Here is a 21,715-nt window from a genome sequence, read left to right on the forward strand (position 1 = left end):
GGACGAGGACCCCCGTGACCACACTCCAGGAGCGGCCGGCCGCCGCGCCGCCGCTCGCCGTACCGCGCCCGGACGCGGCCCGCACGGCGCTCGTGCTCGGCGCCTTCGTGGCCATCGGCCCGCTGACCATCGACATGTACCTGCCGGCGCTCCCGACGATCACGCGTGAGCTCGAGACGACGTCGGCCGCGGTGCAGCTGACGCTGACCGGCACGCTCATCGGTCTCGCGCTCGGCCAGCTGGTGCTGGGCCCGCTGTCCGACGCGTTCGGCCGGCGCCGGCCGCTGCTGGCCGGCACCGCCCTGCACGTGCTGGCCTCGCTCCTGGTGATCGTCGCCCCGAACCTGGCGGTCCTCGGTGGGCTCCGCGTGCTGCAGGGCGTCGGGACGGCGGCCGGGGCGGTGGTCGCCCTCGCGATCGTGCGCGACCTCTACGACGGGCGGGCCGCGGCCACGATGCTCTCGCGGTTGTTCCTCGTCCTGGGCGCGGCGCCGGTGCTCGCGCCCACCATCGGCGGGGAGCTGCTGCGGTTCACCTCCTGGCGCGGGATCTTCGCGTTCCTCGCCGTCTACGGCGTCGTCATGATCGTCGTGGGCTACCGCCTCCTGCCGGAGACGCTGCCACCGGAGCGCCGGGTGAGCAGCGGCGTCCGGGGGACCCTGCGCGGCTACCGGAGCCTGTTCCGCGACCGGGCCTACGTCGGCCTCGTGCTGGTCGCCGGGCTGACGATGGCCGGCCTGTTCAGCTACGTCTCCGGCTCGGCCTTCGTCTACCAGGGCGAGTTCGGCCTCGACGAGCAGCAGTTCGGGCTGCTCTTCGGCGCCGGCGCGTTCTGGCTCATCGCGGCCACCCAGCTCAACCCGCTCCTGCTGCGCCGGTGGTCGCCGCAGCAACTGCTGGTGGCCGGCACGGTCGCCGGCGCCGCGGCCGGCGCCGCCCTGGTGGTCCTCGCCGGCACGGGGACCGGCGGCCTGCCCGCCGTCGCGGGCTCGCTGTGGGCCGTGCTCTTCGCCTGCGGTCTGGCCCTGCCGAACGCTCCGGCGCTCGCCCTCTCCCGGCACGGGGACGCCGCCGGGACCGCCGCGGCCCTGCTGGGGGCCATCCAGTTCGGCGTGGGCGCCGTCGTCTCCCCGGTGGTCGGCCTGCTCGGCAACGACGCGGTGGCCATCGGCACCGTCGTCGTCACCGCGCTGGTGCTCGCGATCGCGGTCCTCGCGCTGGTCGTGCGGCCGTGGGAGCTGCCCGTGCCCGACGATGACGCGGTTCCCGTCGCGGCGCACTGAGGCACACGATCCGGTGCCGTGCGCCGGATCGCTGGTGGCTCCTGCCCTGGTCAAAAGGGCCGCGACCAGCCACGATGGCCGTGACATGAGCCACCGTCGGCGGAGCCTCCTGTGCCGTCGGCCGTGAATCCCTGGCTGGCGCTCCCCACGGGGCGGCCCGGCCCGGACCACGACCGGCGGCTGCGCGCTGCCCACGAGCGGCTGGTGACCGGGACGGCGCTCGGCGACGGACCGGCCGACATCGCGGTGCGCTCGGTGGTCCACGACTCGTGGCGGCGCTCCCTCGGCAGCGGCGTCGACCCCGACGGCGGGGAGCCCCCGGTCGACCTGCTGGACGACGACCTGATCGCCTACCGCGAGGCCCATCCGTTGGCCCTGGTCATGCCGGTGATCCGGCGGCTCCTGGTCGAGGACGCCGAGGACGGCCGGATGATCGTGGCGGTCACCGACGCCGGCGGCCGGATGCTCTGGGTGGAGGGCGACTCCGCGCTGCGCTCCCGGGCGGCGGGCATGCACTTCGTCGAGGGCGCCCGCTGGTCCGAGGAGGTCGTGGGCACCAACGCCCCCGGCACCGCGCTCGCCGTCGACCACGCCGTCCAGATCTACGGCAGCGAGCACTTCCGGCGGCCGGTCCAGCCGTGGAGCTGCTCGGCCGCGCCCGTGCACGACCCGGTGACCGGCGTCCTGCTGGGCGCGATCGACGTGACCGGCGGGGACCACGTGGCCAGTCCGCACGTGCTCACGCTCGTCCGCGCGACGGTCGCTGCGGTGGAGTCCGAGCTGCGCTGGCAGCACCGCGAGCAGCTCCAGCGGGGGAGCCGTGCGACGCCGCTGCAACGACTGGCCCCCCGGCTCGACGTGCTCGGCCGGGAGCGCGCCAGGCTCACCCTGCCGGCCGGCCCGGTGGAGCTGTCGCTGCGGCACTCCGAACTGCTGCTCCTGCTGGCCGAGGCCGCCGTCGCCGGCGAGGGCCGGACGGCGGTGCAGCTGGCCGCCGAGTGCCATCCCGGCGAGGCCGCGGAGGTCACCGTCCGGGCGGAGCTGTCCCGGCTGCGCCGCCTGGTGGGCGCCGACCTGGTGGGCTCCCGCCCGTACCGCCTGCTCGGGCGGATCGACACCGACCTGGACCGGGTCCGCCGGCTGCTGGCGCGGGGCGCCGTCGGCGAGGCGCTGGAGCGCTACCCCGGCGCGGTGCTGCCCGGCTCCCGCGCGCCGGGGGTCGCCGTCGCCCGCGAGCGGGTGGGCGCGCTGCTCCGGCAGGCGGTCCTGCGCAGCCGCCGTCCGGAGCTGCTCCTGCGCTACGCCCAGCTGCCGGAGGCCCGGGACGACGTGCTGGTGTGGCAGACGTGCCTGGAGTGGCTGCCGGCCAGCTCCCCGCGTCGGGCGGCGGCGGCCGCGCACCTGCTGCGCCTGCGGCGGGGACCCCGCCCGCGCTGAACCCGCCGGGAATGCCGACCGACAGTGAGCTCTTGGCACAGCGAGTGAGTGCCGTGTCGTCGCCCGCAAGCCCCCCGTCCCTGAGCACCGTCCGCGTCGTCGTCGCCGTGGTCGCCCTCGCGCTCGGTGGGTTCGCGATCGGCACGACGGAGTTCGTGACGATGGGCGTCCTGCCCGACATCGCCGACGGCGTGGGTGTCGACATCCCCTCGGCCGGTCACCTCATCTCCGTCTACGCCCTGGGCGTCGTCGTCGGGGCTCCGGTCATCGCCGCGCTGAGCGCCCGGCTGCCCCGGCGGGCCCTGCTCGTCGGGCTGATGGGCGCGTTCCTGCTCGGCAACGTGCTGACCGCCGTGGCGCCCGGCTACCCCACCCTGCTGGCCGCCCGGTTCCTGAGCGGGCTGCCGCACGGCGCCTACTTCGGCGTGGCCTCCCTGGTCGCGGCGTCGCTCGTCGCCCCGCACCTGCGCGGGCGCGCGGTGAGTTCGGTGCTGCTGGGCCTGGCGGCGGCGATGCTCACCGGTGTCCCCGCGGCCACCTGGCTCGGGCAGCAGTTCGGCTGGCGCTCGGCGTACTGGACGGTCGTGCTCCTCGCCGCGGTCACGGTCGCCGCCGTGCTGGCCGTCGTCCCCTCGTCGCCGGGACGCCCCGAGGCCACGGTGCGGGGTGAGCTCCAGGCCCTGCGCCGGCCCCAGGTGCTGCTGACGCTGGGAGTCGGGATCGTCGGCTTCGGCGGGATGTTCGCCCTCTACAGCTACATCGCCCCCGTCATCACCGACGTCGCCGGGCTGTCGCGCGGAACGGTGCCGCTGATCCTGCTGGTCTACGGGGCGGGTGGCGTGATCGGCACGGCGCTCGGCGGTCGCCTGGCCGACCTGGCGCTGTTCGGCTCCCTCGTCGCGGCCCTCGTCGCGCTCGGCGTCCTCCTCGCCCTCGTGGCGCTCACCGCCTCGTCCCCGGCGGCGCTCGTCGTCGGCGTCTTCCTGGTGTCCGTGGGCGCCTCCGTGCTGGCCGTCTGCCTGCAGATGCGGCTCATGGAGACCGCGGGCGACGCCCAGATGCTGGGAGCAGCCCTCAACCACTCGGCCCTGAACCTGGCGAACGCGCTCGGCGCCTGGCTCGGCGGCCTGGTCATCGCTGCGGGTCTGGGCTTCCGCGCGCCCAGCGCCGTCGGTGCCGGGCTGGCCGCCGCCGGCCTCGTCCCGCTCGCGGTGTCAGCCGTCCTGCGCCGTCGCGAGACGGCCGCTCCGGTGGCCGCCGTGCCGACGCCGTCCGGCGTCCCGGTCGGCTGAGCTGCAACCACGCTGCAACGTTGCGCGACAACCGGGAACAGTCGATCTTCCCGGTTTTCCGCCGTTTTCGGCGTCCCGGAGCCCTCCGGGGCGATCACTGAGCCTGGCCTAACCTGCGCCGGGCAGTACAGACTCCGCCCGAAGGCCGGCAGTGACCGGGGCCACACCTCAGAGCGGAGGGCCATGACCCAGATCAACGTGCGGGTCGACGGGGCGTCCTACAGCGACGACGTCGAACCGCGGACGCTGCTCGTCCACTACCTGCGGGAGCAACTCGGCAAGGTCGGCACCGTCGTCGGTTGCGACACCAGCAACTGCGGCGCGTGCACCGTGCACCTCGACGGCGAGGCCGTGAAGAGCTGCACCGTCTTCGCCGTCCAGGCCGACGGCAGCGAGGTCACCACGATCGAGGGCATCTCCTCGAACGGGACCCTGCACCCCATGCAGAAGGCATTCCACGAGATGCACGGCCTGCAGTGCGGGTTCTGCACCCCCGGGATGATCATGGCGTCGATCGACCTGGTGAAGGACAACCCGGACCCCAGCGAGGACGAGGTGCGCGAGGGCATCGAGGGCAACCTCTGCCGGTGCACCGGCTACCAGAACATCATCCGCGCGGTGCAGCAGGCCGCCGGTGAGATGAGCGGCCGCACCGCTGCTGCCGACACCCTCGGAGCGCAGTCATGACCCTCGTCGAGGAGCCGGCCGCCGCGACGCCGGAGAAGGAGATCGGCAGGGCGCGCCGCCGCAAGGAGGACGCCCGGCTGATCACGGGCAGGACCACGTGGACCGACAACATGGTCCTGCCGGGGATGCTGCACCTCGCGATCGTCCGCAGCCCCGTGGCCCACGCCAGGATCACCAACGTCGACGTCTCGGCGGCCCAGCAGGCACCCGGCGTCATCGCGGTCTTCACCGGGGCAGACCTCGCCGAGGAGCAGGGTTCCCTGCCCTGTGCCTGGCCGGTCACGCCGGACATGGTGAACCCGGGGCACCCGTCGGTCGCCGTCGACGAGGTGAACCACGTCGGCGAGGCCGTCGCGGTCATCGTGGGGCGCAGCAAGGTCGCCGCCCAGGACGCCGTCGAGCTGGTCGACGTCGATTACGACCTGCTGCCCGTCGTCCTCGACATGGAGGAGGCGGTGAAGGACGGGGCGGACCTCGTCCACGACCACACGTCGGCCAACACCAGCTACCACTTCGTCTTCGACGCCGGCGAGGCCGGCACCGGTGCCGACACCGAGCAGGCGTTCGCCGACGCCGAGGTCGTGGTCAGCCGACGGTTGATCAACCAGCGGCTGATCCCGGCCTTCATGGAGCCCCGCTCCGTGGTGGTCCAGCCGCAGGGGGACAACTACACCTTGTGGTCGGCCACCCAGATCCCGCACATCCTCCGGGTGATGCTGGCGATGGTCACCGGTGTTCCCGAGCACAAGCTGCGGGTCATCGCGCCGGACGTGGGGGGCGGGTTCGGCGGCAAGATCACGCCCACGCCCGAGGAGGTCCTGACCCTCCTGGTCGCCCGGCGGCTCGGGAAGCCGATCAAGTGGACCGAGACGCGCAGCGAGTCGCTGATGACCGCCCACCACGGCCGCGACCAGATCCAGTACATCGACATCGCGGCCGACCGCGAGGGCAACGTCAAGGGCCTGCGCGTCCGGCTGCTGGCCGACATGGGCGCCTACCTGCGGCTCATCACGCCGGGCATCCCGGCGCTCGGGGCGTTCATGTTCCCGGGCATCTACAAGTTCCCGGCCTACCGGTTCGAGTGCGACGGCGTCTTCACGAACAAGGTGCCCACCGACGCCTACCGCGGCGCCGGCCGGCCCGAGGCGACCTTCGCCATCGAGCGGATCATGGACGAACTCGCCGTCGAGCTCGGCATGGACCCGCTGGAGCTGCGGCGGAAGAACTGGATCCGGGCCGAGGAGTTCCCGTTCACCACCGTGGCCGGGCTGCAGTACGACAGCGGCGACTACGACGGCGCCACCCAGGCGGCGCTGGAGCTGCTCGGCTACGACGAGCTGCGCGCGGAGCAGCAGCGGCGCCGGGAGTCGGGCGACCCGGTCCAGCTGGGCATCGGCTTCTCCACCTTCACCGAGATGTGCGGGCTGGCCCCCTCCCGGGTGCTGGGGTCGCTGTCGTTCGGCGCCGGTGGCTGGGAGTCCGCGTCGATCCGGATGCTCCCCACCGGCAAGGTCGAGGTGGTCACCGGGTCCACGCCGCACGGGCAGGGCCACGAGACGGCGTGGAGCCAGCTGGTCGCCGACCACCTCGGCGTCCCGTTCGAGGACGTCGAGGTGCTGCACGGCGACACCGCCATCTCCTCCAAGGGGCTGGACACCTACGGGTCCCGGTCCCTGGTCGTCGGCGGCACCGCGGTGGTGAAGGCCGCCGAGAAGGTGGTGGCCAAGGCCCGGAAGATCGCCGCGCACCTGCTCGAGGCCAGCGAGGACGACCTGGAGTTCTCCGGCGGGAAGTTCTCCGTCCGGGGCACGCCGGGAACGGGCCTGGGCATCCAGGAGATCGCCCTGGCGATCTTCGCCGCGCACAACTACCCGGAGGGCGTCGAGCCCTCGATCGACGCCGAGGCCACGTTCGACCCGGAGAACTTCTCCTTCCCCCACGGCACGCACATCTGCGCCATGGAGGTCGACACCGAGACCGGGTTCGTCAAGATCCGCAAGTACGCCTGCGTGGACGACGTCGGCACGATCGTCAACCCGCTGATCGTCGAGGGGCAGGTGCACGGTGGGTTGGCGCAGGGGATCGCGCAGGCGCTGTACGAGGAAGCCGTGTACGACGCCGACGGCAACCTGACCACCGGCACCTTCGTCGACTACCTGGTGCCGTCGGCCGCCGACCTGCCGCACTTCGACACCGGGAACACGGTGCACGAGGCGACGTCGAACCCGATCGGGGCCAAGGGCGTCGGCGAGGCGGGATGCATCGCCAGCACCCCGGCGGTGGTCAACGCCGCCATCGACGCCGTCCGGCACCTGGGGGTCAGCGACCTCCGGATGCCCCTGACACCCGAACGGGTCTGGCGGGCACTCCATGAGGGCGGGGACGGTGCTGGTCTCCCACCCGGCCCCGACCGTGCCACCGCCGGCACCATCGCCTACGGCGGCGCCTCCACGGAGACGTCGTCGGGGGTCTCGACCGATGCTTCCTCGCTGGGAGGGGACCGATGATTCCCGCGCCGTTCGCCTACGCCCGCCCGTCCACGATCGACGAGGCGCTGCAAGCGGTCGCCTCCGGCGGGGAGGACGTGAAGATCCTCGCCGGTGGCCAGTCGCTCATCCCGGTCATGCGGCTGCGGCTGGCCGCCCCGGAGACCGTCGTCGACCTGACCCGCGTCGCGGAGCTCCGCGGGGTCCGGGACGACGGTGACGTCATCGTCATCGGTGCCATGACGACGCACTCCGACGTCCTCTCCGACCCGCTGATCGCGCGGTACGCGTCGCTCATCGCGGAGGCCACCGAGACGGTCGCGGACCGGCAGGTGCGCCACCGCGGCACCTTCGGCGGAGCCCTGGCCCACGCCGACCCGGCCGGTGACCTGCCGGCCGTCGCCCTGGCCCTGGACGCCGAGTTCGTCGTCGCCGGGCTCGAGGGGCGGCGCACCGTGAGAGCGTCGGAGTTCTTCGTCGACTACCTGACCACCGCGCTGCAGGAGGGGGAGCTGCTCGTCGAGATCCGCGTCCCCAAGCGCGAGGGCTGGGGCATGCACTACGAGAAGTTCAACCGGGTGGCGCAGGCCTGGTCGATCGTGGCCGTCGCCGCGGCCGTGCGGATGGAGGGCGGCCGGATCGCCGAGGCGCGGATCGGGCTGACCAACATGGGCCCGACCCCCCTGCGGGCGTCGGCGGTCGAAGCGGCGCTGACCGGCGCCGAGGCCACTGCCGAGGCGATCTCGGCAGCGGCGGGACGTGCCGGTGAGGGCACCACCCCGAGCAGCGATCTCAACGCGCAGGCCGACTACCGCCACCACCTCGCCACGGTGCTCACTCGCCGTGCGGTGACGGCGGCCTGCGGGCTGTAGCGTCAAGAAGGACCCCGTTCTCCCCACCCCTCGCACGCTCGGGGCGGTGCCCTGAACGGGGCCGTCGGGTCCGTCATCGTCCGTCCCGGCCGGTCCGCCCGTTCCGGGCGGGCCGGCCGAGCGCACCTCCAGGAGGTCCCCGTGCAGCTGGAGAACTCGTTCACCGTGCCCGTGCCGATCGACGAGGCCTGGCGGGTGCTCCTCGACATCGAACGGATCGCCCCCTGCATGCCGGGTGCGGCGCTCGACTCCGTCGACGGTGACGACTTCACCGGCCGGGTGAAGGTCAAGCTCGGCCCGATCAACCTGACCTACCAGGGCAAGGCGTCCTTCATCGAGAAGGACGAGGCCGCCCACAAGGCCGTGATCGACGCCCGCGGCAAGGACCAACGCGGCAACGGCACCGCAGCCGCCGTGGTCACCGCGAAGCTGGCCGCCGAGGGCTCGATCACCCGGGTCGACGTGCTGACCGACCTCAACATCACCGGCCGCCCGGCCCAGTTCGGCCGCGGTGTCATGACCGACGTCGGCAACAAGCTGCTCGGCCAGTTCGCCGACAAGCTCGCCGCGCAGCTCGGTGAGGGCGACGCCCAGGGAGACGCCGACCGTGCCGCCGCGGCGGAGGAGACCGCGGCCCAGAAGGCCGCGGCGACGGCGACCGGCGCCGTCGAGGAGATCGCCGCCTCCGCCGAGCAGGCGGCCGGGAACGGCGCCGCCGGCAAGGCGGTCAAGAAGGCGGCCGCAGGGACCAAGAAGGCCGCCGCCGCGGCCACGGACAAGGTCAGCGCGACCAGTGCCACGGAGCCGGCGAAGACGGCGCCCGCGAAGAAGGCCGCACCCGCGAAGAAGGCGGCTGCGGCCAGGACCGCTCCGGTGAAGGCCGTTCCGCCGCTGGCCGGCTCCGCCCCTGCCGCGGCCGACATCGCAGCCGTCGCAGCGGAGACCGCCCCGGCTGCGACCGCCCCGGCCAAGAAGGCGCCCAGTGGCCCGCCCGCAGGTCCCACCGCGCCGCCGACCCGCCCGGCCACCGGTGCACCGGTGCGCACTCTGCCTCCCGCCGGTACGCACGTCGTCCACCCGCAGGAGGAGCCGGAGCCGATCGACCTGCTCGAGGTCGCCGGCGGGGCGGCGATGGCGCGGTACGCGGCACCCGCCGCCGGCGTCGCCGGTGTGGTGCTGCTCGTCGCGCTGCTCGTGCGCCGCCGTCGACGTCGGCGCTGAGCCGCAGCGCGACTGATTCGGAGGCCGGCCATGGGCGACGCGAACGTCGTCGACGAGGGGCGGCCGGACCCGCTGCGCCGACCGTCGTCCGGTCTACCGCCGGGCCCCGGAACGTCCGCTCGATCGGTGCCACCCGTCCGGTGGATGGACGACGGGGCGCGGCTGGCGATCACGATCTGGGGCAGCAGCCGTGCACCGACCGTGGTCACGGGTGCCCGCGTGGAGGGGCAGCGGCTGAGCTTGACCGGTGCGGTCCGGAACCCGGGGGGCGGGCCGGTGACCGCCGATCTGAGCCCGTACGTCACCGTCATCGAGACGCCAACCGGTCTGGATCCACGCTCGCCCGTGGTCGTGGCCATGGGCGGCCAGGAGTACGACCTGCCGCCGGCGTCCGAGCAACGGGACGAGCCGCGCATCGAGCTGAGGCCCGCGGGGCGCCCGCCGAGACTCTGAGGGCTCTGCGCTCTCGTCCGCGTGTAGGCGTCCGCCGTCGCCACTCCATGCTGGTCACAGCTCCGAAAGTGTCAGACCCCGTCCGTAGATTCGCTCATGTGTTCGAGGGCGGTGGTTTCGGGGTCGGGGTGACGGTCACCTCGCTCGATGTCGCGCCATGGCCGGAGGAGGTGCTGCCGCCGGGTGTGGTGGCCCGGCCGACGCGGCTGGGCGAGATGCTGCCGGTGGCCTCCCGGACCGATGCCGAGATCGCGGCGGAGCTGCAGCGGATTCAGCAGATGGAGGCCCGGCTGGCCGCCTACACTGTCGAGCTGGTCACCGAGATGTCCGCCCGCCGGCCGGACACGCTCGACCGGCAGATCGGTGAGCCGGGCGCCGCCTCCCCGGACTGGGCGCCGGGCCCGGGCTTGGAGCCGGCGCCGGGGGTGAGCGAATTCTTCGCCGACGAGCTGGCGATGATCCTCAACTGCTCGCGGACCGCGGCCACGAAACTGGCCGACACGGCGGCGTTGTTGACCCAGAGACTGCCGGTGACCTGGGCGGCATTGGCCGACGGTCAGCTGGACTGGCCCCGCGCCCGGGCGCTGGCCGCAGAATTGATGGATCCGGCCCGCGACGTCGAGCCGCAGGTGATCGCCGAGGTGGAGGCCGCGGTCCTGCCGCGGGCGAACCGGCTGTCGATCCGCGGGCTGCAGGCAGCGGCCCGCGCCGAGCTGCTGCGCCTCGACGCCGGCGCGGCCGACCGGCGACGTAAGCAGGCCGAGCGGGGAGCCGACGTCACCCTCCGCCCGGAACGGGACGGGATGGCCGAGCTGTCGGTGTTCCTGCCGCACCCGATGGCGGCCACCATCCACCAGACCCTGGACCACTACGCCCGCCTCGCCAAGGTCGCCGGCGACGACCACCCGCTCGGTCAACTGCGTGTCGGGGTGCTCTACGACCTGGTGACCCGTCCCTGGGACACCAGCCGAGCACCGGTCACCGCCCACGTCACCGTGCTCGCCCGGCTGGACACTCTCCACGCCGCGGCCGCCGGACACGATGCGTGCGCCACCGCCCACCTGCCCAGCGACCACCTGCGCGCCGACCCACCGTCAGCCGCAGCGAATCCGACCGATGAACCGGGTGCGGGTGCCGGTTGTCCTCCGGCCGCCGGTGGTGACGGGTGTGGACGCGTGGAGCCCGCCGAGGTGGACGGGCAGCCGATCACCGCCGCCCACCTGCGCGAGCTGCTCGAACAACTCGACGCCCTCTGCCCGGGCGGCCTGCAGGCCCCGGCCGGGGGCAACCTGACCATCGCGCTCACCGACCCGGTCAGCGGCGCCCTGCGGGCGACCGTCACCCGCGCCGAACTGGAGCGGCTGGCCCGCCGTGGCTGCCCCGACCACCCCGCCGGCGACTGCGGCTGCCCGCTGCTGGACAGGCCTCCACCGGTGGACCGCTACCGGCACACCCCGGCCCAGGAACGGTTCCTCACCACCCGCGACCGCACCTGCCGCCACCCCGGCTGCCACAACAAGGCCGCCTGGGCCGACCTCGACCACGTCCTCCCCCACGCCGACGGCGGAGAGACCGCCTGCGAGAACCTCTGCTGCCTGTGCCGCCGACACCACCGGCTCAAGACCCACGCCCCCGGCTGGTCCTTCACCATGGCCCCCGACGGCACCCTCACCGTCACCACACCCAGCGGCATCACCCGCGTCACCCGACCACCCGGCCTCGCCGAACCCGACGACCCGGACGACGAACCACCACCGTTCTGACGTCACAGGGCAGGCCGGGCGCCAGGGGCGGCTGCCGTGGAACAAGGCTGGCGCTCGTACTGGCTGACGCGAGTTCGGTAGAAGGCGTGCTTTGAGCGATGAGCCCCGGCGACGCCGCTGCGGAATTGACCAGACCGGATGAGACCTGCGCCGATCAGGCTCAGCAGCCGCTAGGGATCTTCCGGACCTACCGCCGGGGCAAGGCGCTCACGTGCGGCCGCGAGCAGTTCGCTGTAGCGGGGATCGATGGTCTCGACCAGCGTCCGCTCCAGCGCGCCGGCCAGCTGCAACAAAGCGCCCAGTTCGCCGCGGTGCGTGAAGGGGAGGTCCGCCCAGTCCTCTTCCTCGCGCTGGGTCAACCACTCGAACAAGACCAGCGCGACGTCATGTGACAGCTCCATCTCCTAGTCGCGGGAGGCGAGCGACCCTTCTGATCCGGTGCGCCGCCACTTTCGAGGGACGACCCGCCAGATCCCATCGCGTCGCCTCGGGCCTTGCACCGTCTCGCAGGGCTGAGGCTGTGCCTCTGCGAGAGGCATCGACTCCTGGACCATTTCGCACCTCGGCTGTCGGACTCAACCTGCCGTGACCTCGCCGAGCCACGACATCGCGGCCGCGGCGACGACGTCGACGTTGCGCTTCAGCGAGTGGTCGCCGGGGACGGCGTAGACCGAGGCGCCGGCCTGCCCCGTGAGTGCTGCAGCCACCTCCGCCGGCCCACCGAAGGCGTCGGTCTCGCCCTGGATCACGACCAGCGGCACGGGGACGGCGGTCAGCTCGACGGCGCGGCTCTTCTCCGGCTTGCCGGGCGGGTGCAGCGGGAACGCGAGCGCCAGCACACCTGCGGCGCCCTGGTCGGCCGCCGTCCGGCACGCCACACGGGCGCCGGCGCTGCGCCCGCCCAGCACCAGGGGACCGGTGAGGAGGTCGCCCGCCCGGAGGTGGTCGAGCACCGCCCGCCAGCCCTCGTCGAGCGTCGGCGGCGCGGCGGCGATCCGCTTCCCCGCGACCCGCCACGGCTGCTCGACCCGCACCACCCGCCAGCCGGCTCCAGCCGCCTCCGTGGCCACCTGCACCAGGTCCGCCGACTCCACGCCGCCGCCGGCTCCGTGGCCCAGGACGAGCGTCCCGCTGCTCCCGCCCGTCGTGACGTGCGCCCGCGCCGGGCCGTGCGGGGTCCCGATGTCGTGCACCTCGGTCATGCGGCAGGCAGGGCCAGGAGCGCGTCGACGGCGGCGGCGAGTCCGCCTGCCTCGATGTGGGCCGGCTCGTACACCGCCGGGTAGACCCGCTCGCTCCGTGGGAACCAGGCGCCGGTGAGCCCGGCCCGCTGCGCGCCCAGCACGTCCCAGCCGTGCGCGGCGACCAGCGCCATGCGGTCGGGAGCGACGCCGCAGGTGCCGGCCGCCCACAGGTAGACCTCGCGGGCCGGCTTCCACGCCCGGATGGCCTCGCTGGAGAGGCTGCGCTGCACCAGCGGGGTGATCCCGCCGCGGGCCAGGCCTGCCTCCGCGACGCCCGGTGAGCCGTGGGTCAGGGTGACCACCCGGAGGCCGACCTCCACCAGCCGGCGCAGCGCGGGCTCGACGTCCGGGTGCGGGGCCAGTTCGCCGAAGGCCTCGATGACGCGGCCGCGCGCGCCGGCGTCCAGCTCGGAATCTTGGGCGAGCGCGGAGTCGAAGGCGTCGCGGAACCGGCACCAGGTGCCGGATGCCGCCGCCGCGAAACCGGTCAGCAGCGTGCGGGCGAAGACGGTCGGCAGCAGGGTCTCCGGTTGCCCGGCCTCCACCAGGGTGGCGCGGACGGGCGCCAGGTCCAGCAGTGTCTCGTTGACGTCGAACGCGACGACCTCGGGCCGGACCCGGGTCACGACGTCTGGTCGCGTTCGTCGGCGGGCAGGCCGGCGCCCGCCGTGGGCGGGCGCCGCAACTTGCCGCTGGCCTTGCGATAGACGAACCAGGCCACGGCGAGGACGACGGCGGCGACCAGCGCGTAGTCCAGGTACTTGAGGTTGTCGCGCACGAAGTCGCCGGCGGCCACGCCCAGCCCGATGAGCACGCTGTTCCAGATCAGGCTGCCGGCGGTGGTGAACAGCAGGAACTGCCCCAACGGCATCCGGACGACACCGGCCGGCACCGAGATGAAGCTCCGCACGATCGGCACCATGCGGCCGAAGAAGACCGCCGAGCGGCCGTGCCGTTGGAACCACGCGAAGGTCCTGTCGACGTCCTCGGTCTCGACCAGCGGCAGCCGGTCGAGGAAGGCGTGCGAGCGGCGCGGGCCCAGCGCCCGGCCGACGTAGTAGAAGAAGATCGCGCCCAGGACCGAGCCCAGGGTGGCGAAGAGCACCACCGGGACGACCGACATCCGGCCCTCGTTGATCAGCACCCCGGCCAGCCCGAGCACCGCCTCGCTGGGGATCGGCGGGATGACGGTCTCCGCGAGGATGCTCAACCCCACGCCGACGGCACCCAGCCTGTCGACCAGGTCGAGCAGGAAACCGGTGATCCCGCCCTCGTCGGATGCGGTGGCGGCGAGGAGCGACATGGCCTCCACGGTATCTGCGGGTACCGGGAGCCGCCGGGCCCCGCAGGGATGCCGGCACTAGGTTCGGGTGCCATGCCGCTCCGCTTCACCGCCCGCGCCGCCGTCATCGGGGATCGCGCCGGAACCGTCGTCCCCGACGCCGTCGTCGACGTCGCGGACGGGCGGATCAGCTGGGTGGGACCGGCCGCGGAGGCGCCGCCGCCCGGGGAGGCCGAGCTGGTCGAACTGCCCGGACTGCTCATGCCGGGGCTGGTCAACACCCACTCCCACGCACCGATGGTGCTGTTCCGCGGCCAGGGGGAGGGTCTGCCGCTGGACCGCTGGCTGCAGGAGGTCATGTGGCCGCGCGAGGCGCGGCTGACCGCCGACGACGTCGAGGTCGCCATGACCGCCGCGTCCGCGGAGATGCTGGGCAACGGGGTGACCACCAGCGTCGAGATGTACTTCCACCCGGAACGGATCGCGGCCGCCGTCGGCACCACCGGCGCCCGCGTGATCATCGCCACCCCGCTGATCCCGTTGCCGGGCATGCCGCCGTTCGAGGAACAGCTGCGGACCGCCGTCGGCCTGGCCGCCGGCGCCCCGGACGACGGCACCGTCGAGTTCGGCATAGGACCGCACGCCGCGTACACGGTGCCGCTGCCGGTGCTGCGGGAGGCGGCCGCCGCCGCACGGGAGCACGGGCTGCTCCTGCACCTGCACGTGGCCGAGACCGCCACGGAGGGCGCGGACCTGCTCGCCGTCCACGGACTGTCGGTGCCGGCGCTGCTGGCCGCGCACGACGTCCTCGGTGGCCGGGTGCTGGCCGCGCACTGCGTCCACATGGACGGCGGCGACCTCGAGCTGTGGTCGGAGTACGACGTCGCCGTCGCTCACTGCCCGGCGAGCAACGCGAAGCTGGCCAGCGGCATCGCGCCGCTGCGCGCCATGCTCGACCGCGGCATCAGGGTGGGGATGGGCACCGACGGGCCGGCGTCCAACGACGGTCTGGACCTGCTCGCCGACCTGCGACTCACGGCGTCGATCGCGCGGCTGGCGGGCCGCTCGGCGACGGCGCTGACCGCGGCCGAAGCGATCTGGCTGGCCACGGGCGCCGCCGCCGACGCCGTCGGCCGACCGGACCTGGGACAGCTGTCGGCCGGTCGCCGGGCCGACCTGGTGCACGTCGACACCCGCGACCTGGTCTTCGAGCCGGTCGGCGACCCGGCCGACCTGCTGGCGCACCTGGTGTGGTCCGGCTCTGGACGGCACGTCCGGGACGTGTGGGTCGGCGGGCGGCACGTCGTGCGGGACGGCGCATCGACGACGGTGGACACCGAGGCGCTTCGGCGCGACGTCGCCGAGCGGGCCGCCCGGCTGGCGGCTGGGGGATGAGCGCCGACCGGGTCGCCGCGCTCGGCCGGACCTCCTCCACGCGCTGCGGTACTCGTCCTCGCCGTCGACCGCGGGGACGACGGTGATACCGCGCGGACGAGGTCCGCGCACCCGGCAGAGTTCTCAACCGATGGGTTGACTACGGCAGCGAGTCGGCCTACCGTCTTATTCAACCGGAAGGTTGAGCACGAGGGGGGCGACGTGGTGGCTGATCCGCTTACCCGGGTGTTCTCGGCGCTGGCCGACCCCACCCGGCGGGACATCGTCGCGCGACTCGCGATCGGTGACGCCACGGTGAGCGAGCTCGCCGTCCCCTTCGACGTGAGTCTCCAGGCCGTGTCCAAGCACCTGAAGGTGCTCGAGGACGCCGGTCTGGTGAGCCGGAGCCGGGAGGCCCAGCGCCGCCCGGTCCACCTCGAGGCGGAGGTGTTCGACCTGATGACCACGTGGATCGAGCGCTACCGCCGTCGCGCCGAGGCGCGTTACCGCCGCCTCGACGACGTCCTCCGGTCCATGCCGGATGAGCCGACACCCATCGCACCCCAGGAAGGAACACCGTCATGACCAGCAGTCAGACGCGGCACCGCGAGACCGAGATCGCCGCCGACCCCGACGTCCCGCTCATCCGGATCACCCGCGAGTTCGACGCGCCGAGGGAGAAGGTCTTCCGCGCGCACGTCGACCCGCAGCTGGTGGCGCAGTGGCTCGGCCCGGACAGCACCCGGACCCGCATCGACCAGTGGGACTGCCGCACCGGCGGCTCGTACCGCTACGTCTCCATCCACGAGGGCACCGAGTACGGCTTCTACGGCAGCTTCCACGAGGTGCGCCCCGACGAGCTGATCGTCCAGACGTTCACCTTCGAGGGCATGCCCGACGGCGTCGCGCTGGAGAAGCTGGCCGTCGAGGACCTCGGCGACGGCCGCAGCCGGCTCACGACGACGTCCCTCTGCGACTCCTTCGCCGACCGCGACGCCATGCTCGCCAGCGGCATGGACGTCGGCGTCACCGAGGGCTACGCGAAGCTGGACGACATCCTCGCCCGCGGCTGACCGCCCCGCTCGGAGGCGCGAAGGGTTCGTGGGGGTTCCTCGCCGCGGGCCCTTCCGTCACGCCCGCAGCGAGATGGTGTCGCCGCGGCCGACGGTGCGCAGCTGCCCGGGGAGCTCCCGGCGCCCGACCTCCGCGACGAAGTCGCCGAGCGGGCTCCGGAACCGGTCGTAGTCGTCGTAGTGGACCGGCACGGTGACCGGGGGCTTCAGCAGCTCCACCAGGTCCGCGCCCTGCCGGGCGTCCATCGTCACCGTGAGGCCGAGCGCCTTGGTGCCGCCGAGGTGGGGGATGAGGACGTCGAGCGGCCCGCACCGTTCCAGGACCTCACCCAGGAAGGGCCGGTAGAGGGTGTCGCCGCTGACGTAGCCGCGCCAGCTGACCTCCCCTCCCCGCACCAGCTCGATCACGCTACCCATCACCTGTGGCAGCACGCGGGCGAGCGGGCCGGGGCCGTGGACGCCGGGGACCGAGGTGATCCGCAGGGTGTCGGTGTCGCGGGTGAATTCGTGGGTCTGCCACGACTGGAGGTCGGCGGTGGCGGTGAAACCGCGGCCGGCCAGGTACTTCGCCGCCTCGGGCGTGGTGACCACCGGGATCTCCTTGGGCAGCGACCTCGTGGCGATGCGGTCCCAGTGGTCGCCGTGCATGTGCGAGAGCAGGATGCCGTCGAGCGCCGGCAGCTGGGTCGGCTGCAGCGCGGGCTCGGTCAGCCGCTTGGCGCGCAGGCCGTAGCCCAGGTGCGCCCGCTGGCCGCGGTGCAGGAAGTTCGGATCGGTGAGCAGCGTGAACGGGCCGATGCGCAGCAGCATCGTGGCCGTCCCGCCGAAGGTCATGGTGACGTCGTCCGCGTCGTCGCGACCGGGTTGCCCTGTGGGGCGCGCGTCCGTCGGTTGTGCCATGTCCACCTCCTGAGGTCCGGTGGTCTCCATGCCCCGGGTGGGATCCGTGCAACCCGACGCCGGCGGACCGGCGCGCCCGCTGCCGGGCGACGACACTGGCGCCATGCCCTCGCTCCTGAGACGCCTCCGTGCGACCTGGCACGGATTCGCCGACCGCTCCCGGCCGGTGCACCCCGAGACGGCTCGCGCGCTGCGCGAACGCTGGGCGGCCCTGCCCGCGCACGTGCAGACCCCGGCCCAGACGCTCGGCCGGCACGCCGTCGGCTGCGAGGGCACCCATGGCGTCTTCCCCAAGTGCAACCTCACCTGCACGCCCTGCTACCACTCGGCCGACGCCAACAAGGTGCGGGTCGACGGCGGGCACACGCTGCGCGAGATCGAGTCGCAGATGTCCTTCCTGCGCGAGCGGCGGGGGCCCTACGCCCACGCCCAGCTGATCGGCGGCGAGGTCAGCCTGCTCTCCCCCGACGACCACGCAGCCGCCCTGCAGGCCATGCGCGACCACGGCCGCTCCCCGATGTCGATGACGCACGGCGACTTCGACCCCGAGTACCTGCGCGACCTGGTCACCGGCCCCGACGGGACGCTGCGCTTCGACCGGATCAGCTTCGCCGCCCACGTCGACTCCCTGATGCGCGGCCGGCGCGGCGCGGTGCGCCCGAGGAGCGAGGCCGAGCTGCACCCCTTCAGGCAGCAGTTCGTGCAGATGTTCCGCGACCTGCGCGCCGCGACCGGCCTGCGCTACTACCTGGCGCACAACATGACCGTCACGCCGGCCAACCTCGGCCAGGTGGCCGAGACGGTCCGCGCCGTCCTGCCCATGGGCTTCTCGATGATGAGCTTCCAGCCGGCCGCCCACGTCGGCGACGACCGGCGGTGGAAGGAGTCCTACACCGCCGTCGACGCCGACGCGGTCTGGGCCGAGCTGGAGAAGGGCCTGGGCCAGCGCATCGCGCACGAAGGCATCGAGTTCGGCGATCCGCGCTGCAACCGGCTCGCCTTCGGCTTCCTGGCCGGCGGCCGCTGGACGCCGTTCGTCGATCCCGATTCCGCCGCCGACCGCGCCGCCCGCGAGCGGTTCTTCGCCCACTGGGGCGGGCTGGCCTTCAGCGGCACCCCGCCGCTCCTGCTGCTGGTCAAGATCGCCCGCGTACTGCGGCACCATCCGGACGATGCGGCCGTCGCCGCACGCTGGTTCGCCCGCCTGCTGCGCCGGGCCGGTGGCCTGCGCCACCTGGTCCGCGCCGCGCGTGCCGGCACGCTGGGGCTGATGACCTTCGAGGTGCACAGCTTCATGGACGCCGCCGACGTCGGGCCGGCGTGGGAGCTCATGCAGCAGGGCGTCGAGTCCGACGACCCGCGGATCAGGGCCACCCAGGAGCGGCTGGCGGCCTGCACCTACTCGATGGCCCACCCCGAGACCGGGCAGCTGGTGCCCGCCTGCGCCCAGCACTCCGTCCTCGACGTGACCGAGAACGCCCAGCTGCGCAGGCTGCTGCCGCTCACCGTCGTCGGCTGACAGCCGCGGTCGTGGGACTCCCGGTGGTTCCGGCCGGAGTCGCCACCACCCATCGGTCGGCCACCGGCAACCGCAGGCCCACGGTGGCGCCCGGGGGCACGTCCTCACCCGGGCCGAGCTCGGCGTCCACCGACGCGGTGCCGGCCCCACCCGCGCCGCCGTCCCCGGTCACCTCGACGGTGACCAGCGAGCGCAGGCCGCGGCGCCGCAGCCGGACGACGGTGCCGACGCAGTCGCCGTCCGCGGGGGAGGTGACGGTCACCGCCTCGTGCCGCACGACGAGCACGGCGGGCCCGTCGGGAACGCGCGCCGGGAGTTCGAGCGTGCCCAGTGGCGACTCGTGCCGTCCCTCGCGCACCACCCCGGTGACCTCCGTGCGCCCGCCCAGCAGGCGGCAGACCGCCAGTGACGCGGGGCGGGCGTAGAGCGAGCGCATCGGTCCGGTCTGCAGCAGGACACCCTCGTCGAGGACCGCGGCGGTGTCGGCGAGGGCATCGGCCTCGGCGTGGTCGTGGGTCACCAGCAGGATCGTCGGGTCCAGCCGCATGCGCAGGTCGCCGAGCAGCTCGTGCATCTCCTCGCGCAGCGCGGCGTCCAGGGCGCTGAACGCCTCGTCGAGCAGCAGCACCCGTGGTTCGGCGGCCAGCGCCCGGGCCAGGGCCACCCGCTGCTCCTGCCCGCCAGACAGCGCCCGCGCCGGTCGCCCGCCGTAGCCGCCCAGCTGCACCAGCTCGAGGAACTCCTCGGCCCGTCGCCGCGCCGTCCGCCGGGGCACCCCGCGCACCCGGTCGGCGAAGGCCACGTTGTCCCGCACGGAGAGATGGGGGAACAGCAGCGGCCGCTGGAACACCATGGCCATGCCGCGTCGCTCGGGGACCACGCCGGCGAGATCGGCGCCGTCGACCCGGACCGTGCCGGCCGTCGGCTCGTCGAGCCCCGCGGTCAGCCGCAGCACCGTGCTCTTGCCCGACCCCGAGGGTCCCAGGATGGCCACGCAGGAGCCGGCGGGCACGTCGAGGGAGAAGTCGTCCAGCGCAGGGCGCTGCCCCGGGCGGTGCACCCGGGTCAGCCCGGTCAACTTCAGCGAACCGCCGCTCATCGTCTCCCTCTCCGGCCCAGCATGCCGACGACGACCAGCAGGGCCACCGGCGGCAGGACGGCGGTCAACGACAGGACGGCGACCTGGGCGTCGTTGCCGGTGGCCGATGCGGCCGACGCGACGAGCAGCGGCAGCGTCGTCAGCCGGCCGCCACCGATCAGCACGGTGACGATGTAATCGCTCCAGCCGACGAGGAACGCGAGGAACGCCGCTCCGGCCAGGGCCGGGGCCAGCAGCGGCAGCTGCACCGAGCGCACGGTCTGCCAGCGGGTGGCGCCGAGCAGGCGCGCCTCGTCCTCGAAGCCGCGGTCGTGCGCGGCGTAGGCGGCCCGCATGGTGATCGTCGTGTAGGGCAGGGCGGCCACGACCAGCAGGACGACGACGCCGAGCGCCGCCGGCACGCGCAGCCGCAGCAGCAGCACGTCCAGACCCAGGGCGACGGCGAAGGGCGGGAGCACCAGCGGCGACAGCAGGACCGCCAGCACCGCGGTCGACCCGGGGACCTGCCGCGAGGCCAGCGCCCGCCCGGCCATCGCCCCGGGCGGGGTGGCCAGCAGCGCGACGACCGCGCCGAGCAGCGTCGAGCGCAGGAACGCCCCGCCGGCGCCGGAGGCAGCGGCCTCGGCCAGCCCCTGGACGCCCCACTCCTGCGGCAGCAACGCGGGGTGGGTCCACCGGTCGGCGAAGGCCCAGAGCAGCAGGGGGACGACGGGCAGCACCAGCCACAGCGCCAGCAGCCCGCGGCCCGTGCGCGAGGCCGCCCGCACCGCGCGGTCGGTCCGCATCCTGGCCGGCCGCGCGGGCGCGACGGTCACTGCTCGGCCGCCAGCCGGCGCAGCGCCCGCAGCGCGAGCAGGACGACGGCGAGCGCGAGCAGCGCCGTCGTCACGGCCACCGCGGCCGCCTGCGGGCGGGCGGCGAGGTCGATGGAGGTGAACAGCCGGAAGGCGAGCACCGCCAGCGGCTCCGGGTAGGCGCGGCCGAGCAGCGCGGCCACCTCGTAGGAGCCGAGCGTGTAGACGAAGCTGACCGCGGCCGTGGCGCCGAGCGCGGGCGCGGCCAGCGGCAGGGTGACGTGCCGCAGGCGGGCCCAGCGGCCGGCTCCGAGCAGCGCGGCGGTCTCGGCGTAGGACGCCGCCCGGGAGGACAGCACCCCGGCGACCACCAGCGCGACGAACGCCGACTCCTTCCACGCGTACTCGGCCACCACGGCCACCCACAGCCGACCGCCCACCAGCGGGGGCCACGAGGACGGGTCGACGCCGACCAGCCGGGAGAGGAAGCCGGCGTCGGCCAGGAGCAGGCCCATGGCCGCCGCTCCCACCAGGTGCGGGATCGGGATGGTGAGCGCGGCCAGCGTGCCCAGCAACCGGCTGCGGCGGACCGCGGCGGTGGCGGCCAGCGCCAGGCAGAGGCCCACGGCGGCGGCGATCGCGGTGGACGCTGCGGCGATGCCCAGCGAGGTGCGCAGCGAGCTGCCCAGGTCGGTCGCGACGGCCCGGTAGGCGTCCAGGGAGAGACTCGGCTCGCCCACCAGGGGTGTCAGTCCCAGGCTCAGCAGCACCGCCGACGTGAGCGCCGCGCCCACGACCGCGACGACCGGCACCAGGGCCGGGAGGACCAGCAGGGCGGCGCGGGTCCGGGGGCCGGGTCGACGACGAGCCGCGCCCGCCTTCCCTGACGGGCTCGTCGGGGCGGACGGCTCGGCGTCCCTCGTCGTCGTCATCGCC

21 protein-coding genes are annotated in these 21,715 nt (G+C 74.0%); 13 read left to right on the plus strand and 8 right to left on the minus strand.

Going from position 1 to position 21,715, the window contains the following annotated elements; all coding sequences use genetic code 11:
- Positions 1-14: 14 nt before the first annotated feature.
- The 9 genes from FHU33_RS01255 (at position 15) to FHU33_RS01295 (ending at position 11,494) form a co-directional block, all read left to right on the plus strand.
- Positions 15-1,283, plus strand: coding sequence for a multidrug effflux MFS transporter (locus FHU33_RS01255; protein ID WP_142023711.1), 1,269 nt, complete (start codon positions 15-17; stop codon positions 1,281-1,283).
- A gap of 111 nt (positions 1,284-1,394) precedes the next feature.
- Positions 1,395-2,720, plus strand: coding sequence for a sigma-54-dependent transcriptional regulator family protein (locus FHU33_RS26115; protein ID WP_281281600.1), 1,326 nt, complete (start codon positions 1,395-1,397; stop codon positions 2,718-2,720).
- 53 nt (positions 2,721-2,773) lie between these two features.
- A complete protein-coding gene (locus FHU33_RS01265; RefSeq protein ID WP_246063871.1) occupies positions 2,774-4,012 on the plus strand; it encodes an MFS transporter in 1,239 nt (412 codons plus the stop codon).
- A 183-nt stretch (positions 4,013-4,195) separates the two neighbouring features.
- Positions 4,196-4,699 carry a (2Fe-2S)-binding protein gene (locus tag FHU33_RS01270; RefSeq protein ID WP_142023713.1) on the plus strand — a complete coding sequence of 168 codons (504 nt, stop codon included), beginning with the start codon at positions 4,196-4,198 and terminating at the stop codon, positions 4,697-4,699.
- Complete coding sequence (locus FHU33_RS01275) at positions 4,696-7,206, plus strand: xanthine dehydrogenase family protein molybdopterin-binding subunit (RefSeq protein ID WP_142023714.1); 2,511 nt, start codon at positions 4,696-4,698, stop codon at positions 7,204-7,206. The genes FHU33_RS01270 and FHU33_RS01275 overlap by 4 nt, the downstream gene beginning before the upstream one ends.
- Entirely contained in the window at positions 7,203-8,057 is an 855-nt protein-coding gene (locus FHU33_RS01280) for an FAD binding domain-containing protein (RefSeq protein ID WP_142023715.1), read from the plus strand. The genes FHU33_RS01275 and FHU33_RS01280 overlap by 4 nt, the downstream gene beginning before the upstream one ends.
- Before the next feature lie 141 nt (positions 8,058-8,198).
- Positions 8,199-9,278 carry an SRPBCC family protein gene (locus FHU33_RS01285; RefSeq protein ID WP_142023716.1) on the plus strand — a complete coding sequence of 360 codons (1,080 nt, stop codon included), beginning with the start codon at positions 8,199-8,201 and terminating at the stop codon, positions 9,276-9,278.
- Between the two features lie 30 nt (positions 9,279-9,308).
- Positions 9,309-9,731, plus strand: a complete 423-nt coding sequence (locus tag FHU33_RS01290; RefSeq protein WP_170182280.1) for a hypothetical protein — start codon at positions 9,309-9,311, stop codon at positions 9,729-9,731.
- A 98-nt stretch (positions 9,732-9,829) separates the two neighbouring features.
- Positions 9,830-11,494, plus strand: coding sequence for an HNH endonuclease signature motif containing protein (locus tag FHU33_RS01295; RefSeq protein ID WP_170182281.1), 1,665 nt, complete (start codon positions 9,830-9,832; stop codon positions 11,492-11,494).
- 170 nt (positions 11,495-11,664) lie between these two features.
- Here FHU33_RS01295 and FHU33_RS01300 read toward each other — a convergent pair whose 3' ends face one another.
- The 4 genes from FHU33_RS01300 to FHU33_RS01315 form a co-directional block, all read right to left on the minus strand.
- Positions 11,665-11,895: a hypothetical protein gene (locus FHU33_RS01300; RefSeq protein WP_142023719.1), complete on the minus strand. Its 231-nt coding sequence runs from the start codon at positions 11,893-11,895 to the stop codon at positions 11,665-11,667.
- A 174-nt stretch (positions 11,896-12,069) separates the two neighbouring features.
- Complete coding sequence (locus FHU33_RS01305) at positions 12,070-12,696, minus strand: alpha/beta hydrolase family protein (protein ID WP_142023720.1); 627 nt, start codon at positions 12,694-12,696, stop codon at positions 12,070-12,072.
- The gene (locus FHU33_RS01310; RefSeq protein WP_142023721.1) at positions 12,693-13,364 is read right to left on the minus strand and encodes an HAD-IA family hydrolase; all 672 of its coding nucleotides are present in this window, start codon (positions 13,362-13,364) and stop codon (positions 12,693-12,695) included. The genes FHU33_RS01305 and FHU33_RS01310 overlap by 4 nt, the downstream gene beginning before the upstream one ends.
- Positions 13,361-14,041 carry a DedA family protein gene (locus FHU33_RS01315; RefSeq protein ID WP_142023722.1) on the minus strand — a complete coding sequence of 227 codons (681 nt, stop codon included), beginning with the start codon at positions 14,039-14,041 and terminating at the stop codon, positions 13,361-13,363. Before FHU33_RS01315 ends, FHU33_RS01310 begins: the two co-directional genes overlap by 4 nt.
- A gap of 72 nt (positions 14,042-14,113) precedes the next feature.
- On the opposite strand from FHU33_RS01315, the gene FHU33_RS01320 reads away from it, so the two are divergent.
- The 3 genes from FHU33_RS01320 (at position 14,114) to FHU33_RS01330 (ending at position 16,467) form a co-directional block, all read left to right on the plus strand.
- The gene (locus tag FHU33_RS01320) at positions 14,114-15,415 is read left to right on the plus strand and encodes an amidohydrolase family protein (protein ID WP_142023723.1); all 1,302 of its coding nucleotides are present in this window, start codon (positions 14,114-14,116) and stop codon (positions 15,413-15,415) included.
- Positions 15,416-15,619: 204 nt separating this feature from the next.
- A complete protein-coding gene (locus FHU33_RS01325; protein ID WP_142023724.1) occupies positions 15,620-15,979 on the plus strand; it encodes an ArsR/SmtB family transcription factor in 360 nt (119 codons plus the stop codon).
- Positions 15,976-16,467 (plus strand): SRPBCC family protein, encoded by a 492-nt coding sequence (locus FHU33_RS01330; protein ID WP_142023725.1) that lies wholly within the window; start codon positions 15,976-15,978, stop codon positions 16,465-16,467. The genes FHU33_RS01325 and FHU33_RS01330 overlap by 4 nt, the downstream gene beginning before the upstream one ends.
- Before the next feature lie 57 nt (positions 16,468-16,524).
- Here FHU33_RS01330 and FHU33_RS01335 read toward each other — a convergent pair whose 3' ends face one another.
- Positions 16,525-17,367, minus strand: a complete 843-nt coding sequence (locus FHU33_RS01335) for an MBL fold metallo-hydrolase (protein ID WP_142023726.1) — start codon at positions 17,365-17,367, stop codon at positions 16,525-16,527.
- Between the two features lie 103 nt (positions 17,368-17,470).
- Here FHU33_RS01335 and FHU33_RS01340 point away from each other — a divergent pair, with 103 nt between their 5' ends.
- Positions 17,471-18,886: a radical SAM domain-containing protein gene (locus tag FHU33_RS01340; RefSeq protein WP_142023727.1), complete on the plus strand. Its 1,416-nt coding sequence runs from the start codon at positions 17,471-17,473 to the stop codon at positions 18,884-18,886.
- Here FHU33_RS01340 and FHU33_RS01345 read toward each other — a convergent pair.
- From FHU33_RS01345 to FHU33_RS01355, 3 genes are read right to left on the minus strand one after another with little or no spacing between them, the layout of a single operon-like run.
- Positions 18,870-19,985 carry an ABC transporter ATP-binding protein gene (locus tag FHU33_RS01345; RefSeq protein ID WP_142023728.1) on the minus strand — a complete coding sequence of 372 codons (1,116 nt, stop codon included), beginning with the start codon at positions 19,983-19,985 and terminating at the stop codon, positions 18,870-18,872. The genes FHU33_RS01340 and FHU33_RS01345 overlap by 17 nt on opposite strands.
- Positions 19,982-20,770 (minus strand): ABC transporter permease, encoded by a 789-nt coding sequence (locus FHU33_RS01350; RefSeq protein WP_246063197.1) that lies wholly within the window; start codon positions 20,768-20,770, stop codon positions 19,982-19,984. Before FHU33_RS01350 ends, FHU33_RS01345 begins: the two co-directional genes overlap by 4 nt.
- A 26-nt stretch (positions 20,771-20,796) precedes the next feature.
- Positions 20,797-21,711 carry an ABC transporter permease subunit gene (locus FHU33_RS01355; RefSeq protein WP_142023729.1) on the minus strand — a complete coding sequence of 305 codons (915 nt, stop codon included), beginning with the start codon at positions 21,709-21,711 and terminating at the stop codon, positions 20,797-20,799.
- Positions 21,712-21,715 lie beyond the last annotated feature (4 nt).

The organism is Blastococcus colisei, assembly GCF_006717095.1.
In the GTDB taxonomy this organism is placed as follows: Bacteria; Actinomycetota; Actinomycetes; order Mycobacteriales; family Geodermatophilaceae; genus Blastococcus_B; species Blastococcus_B colisei.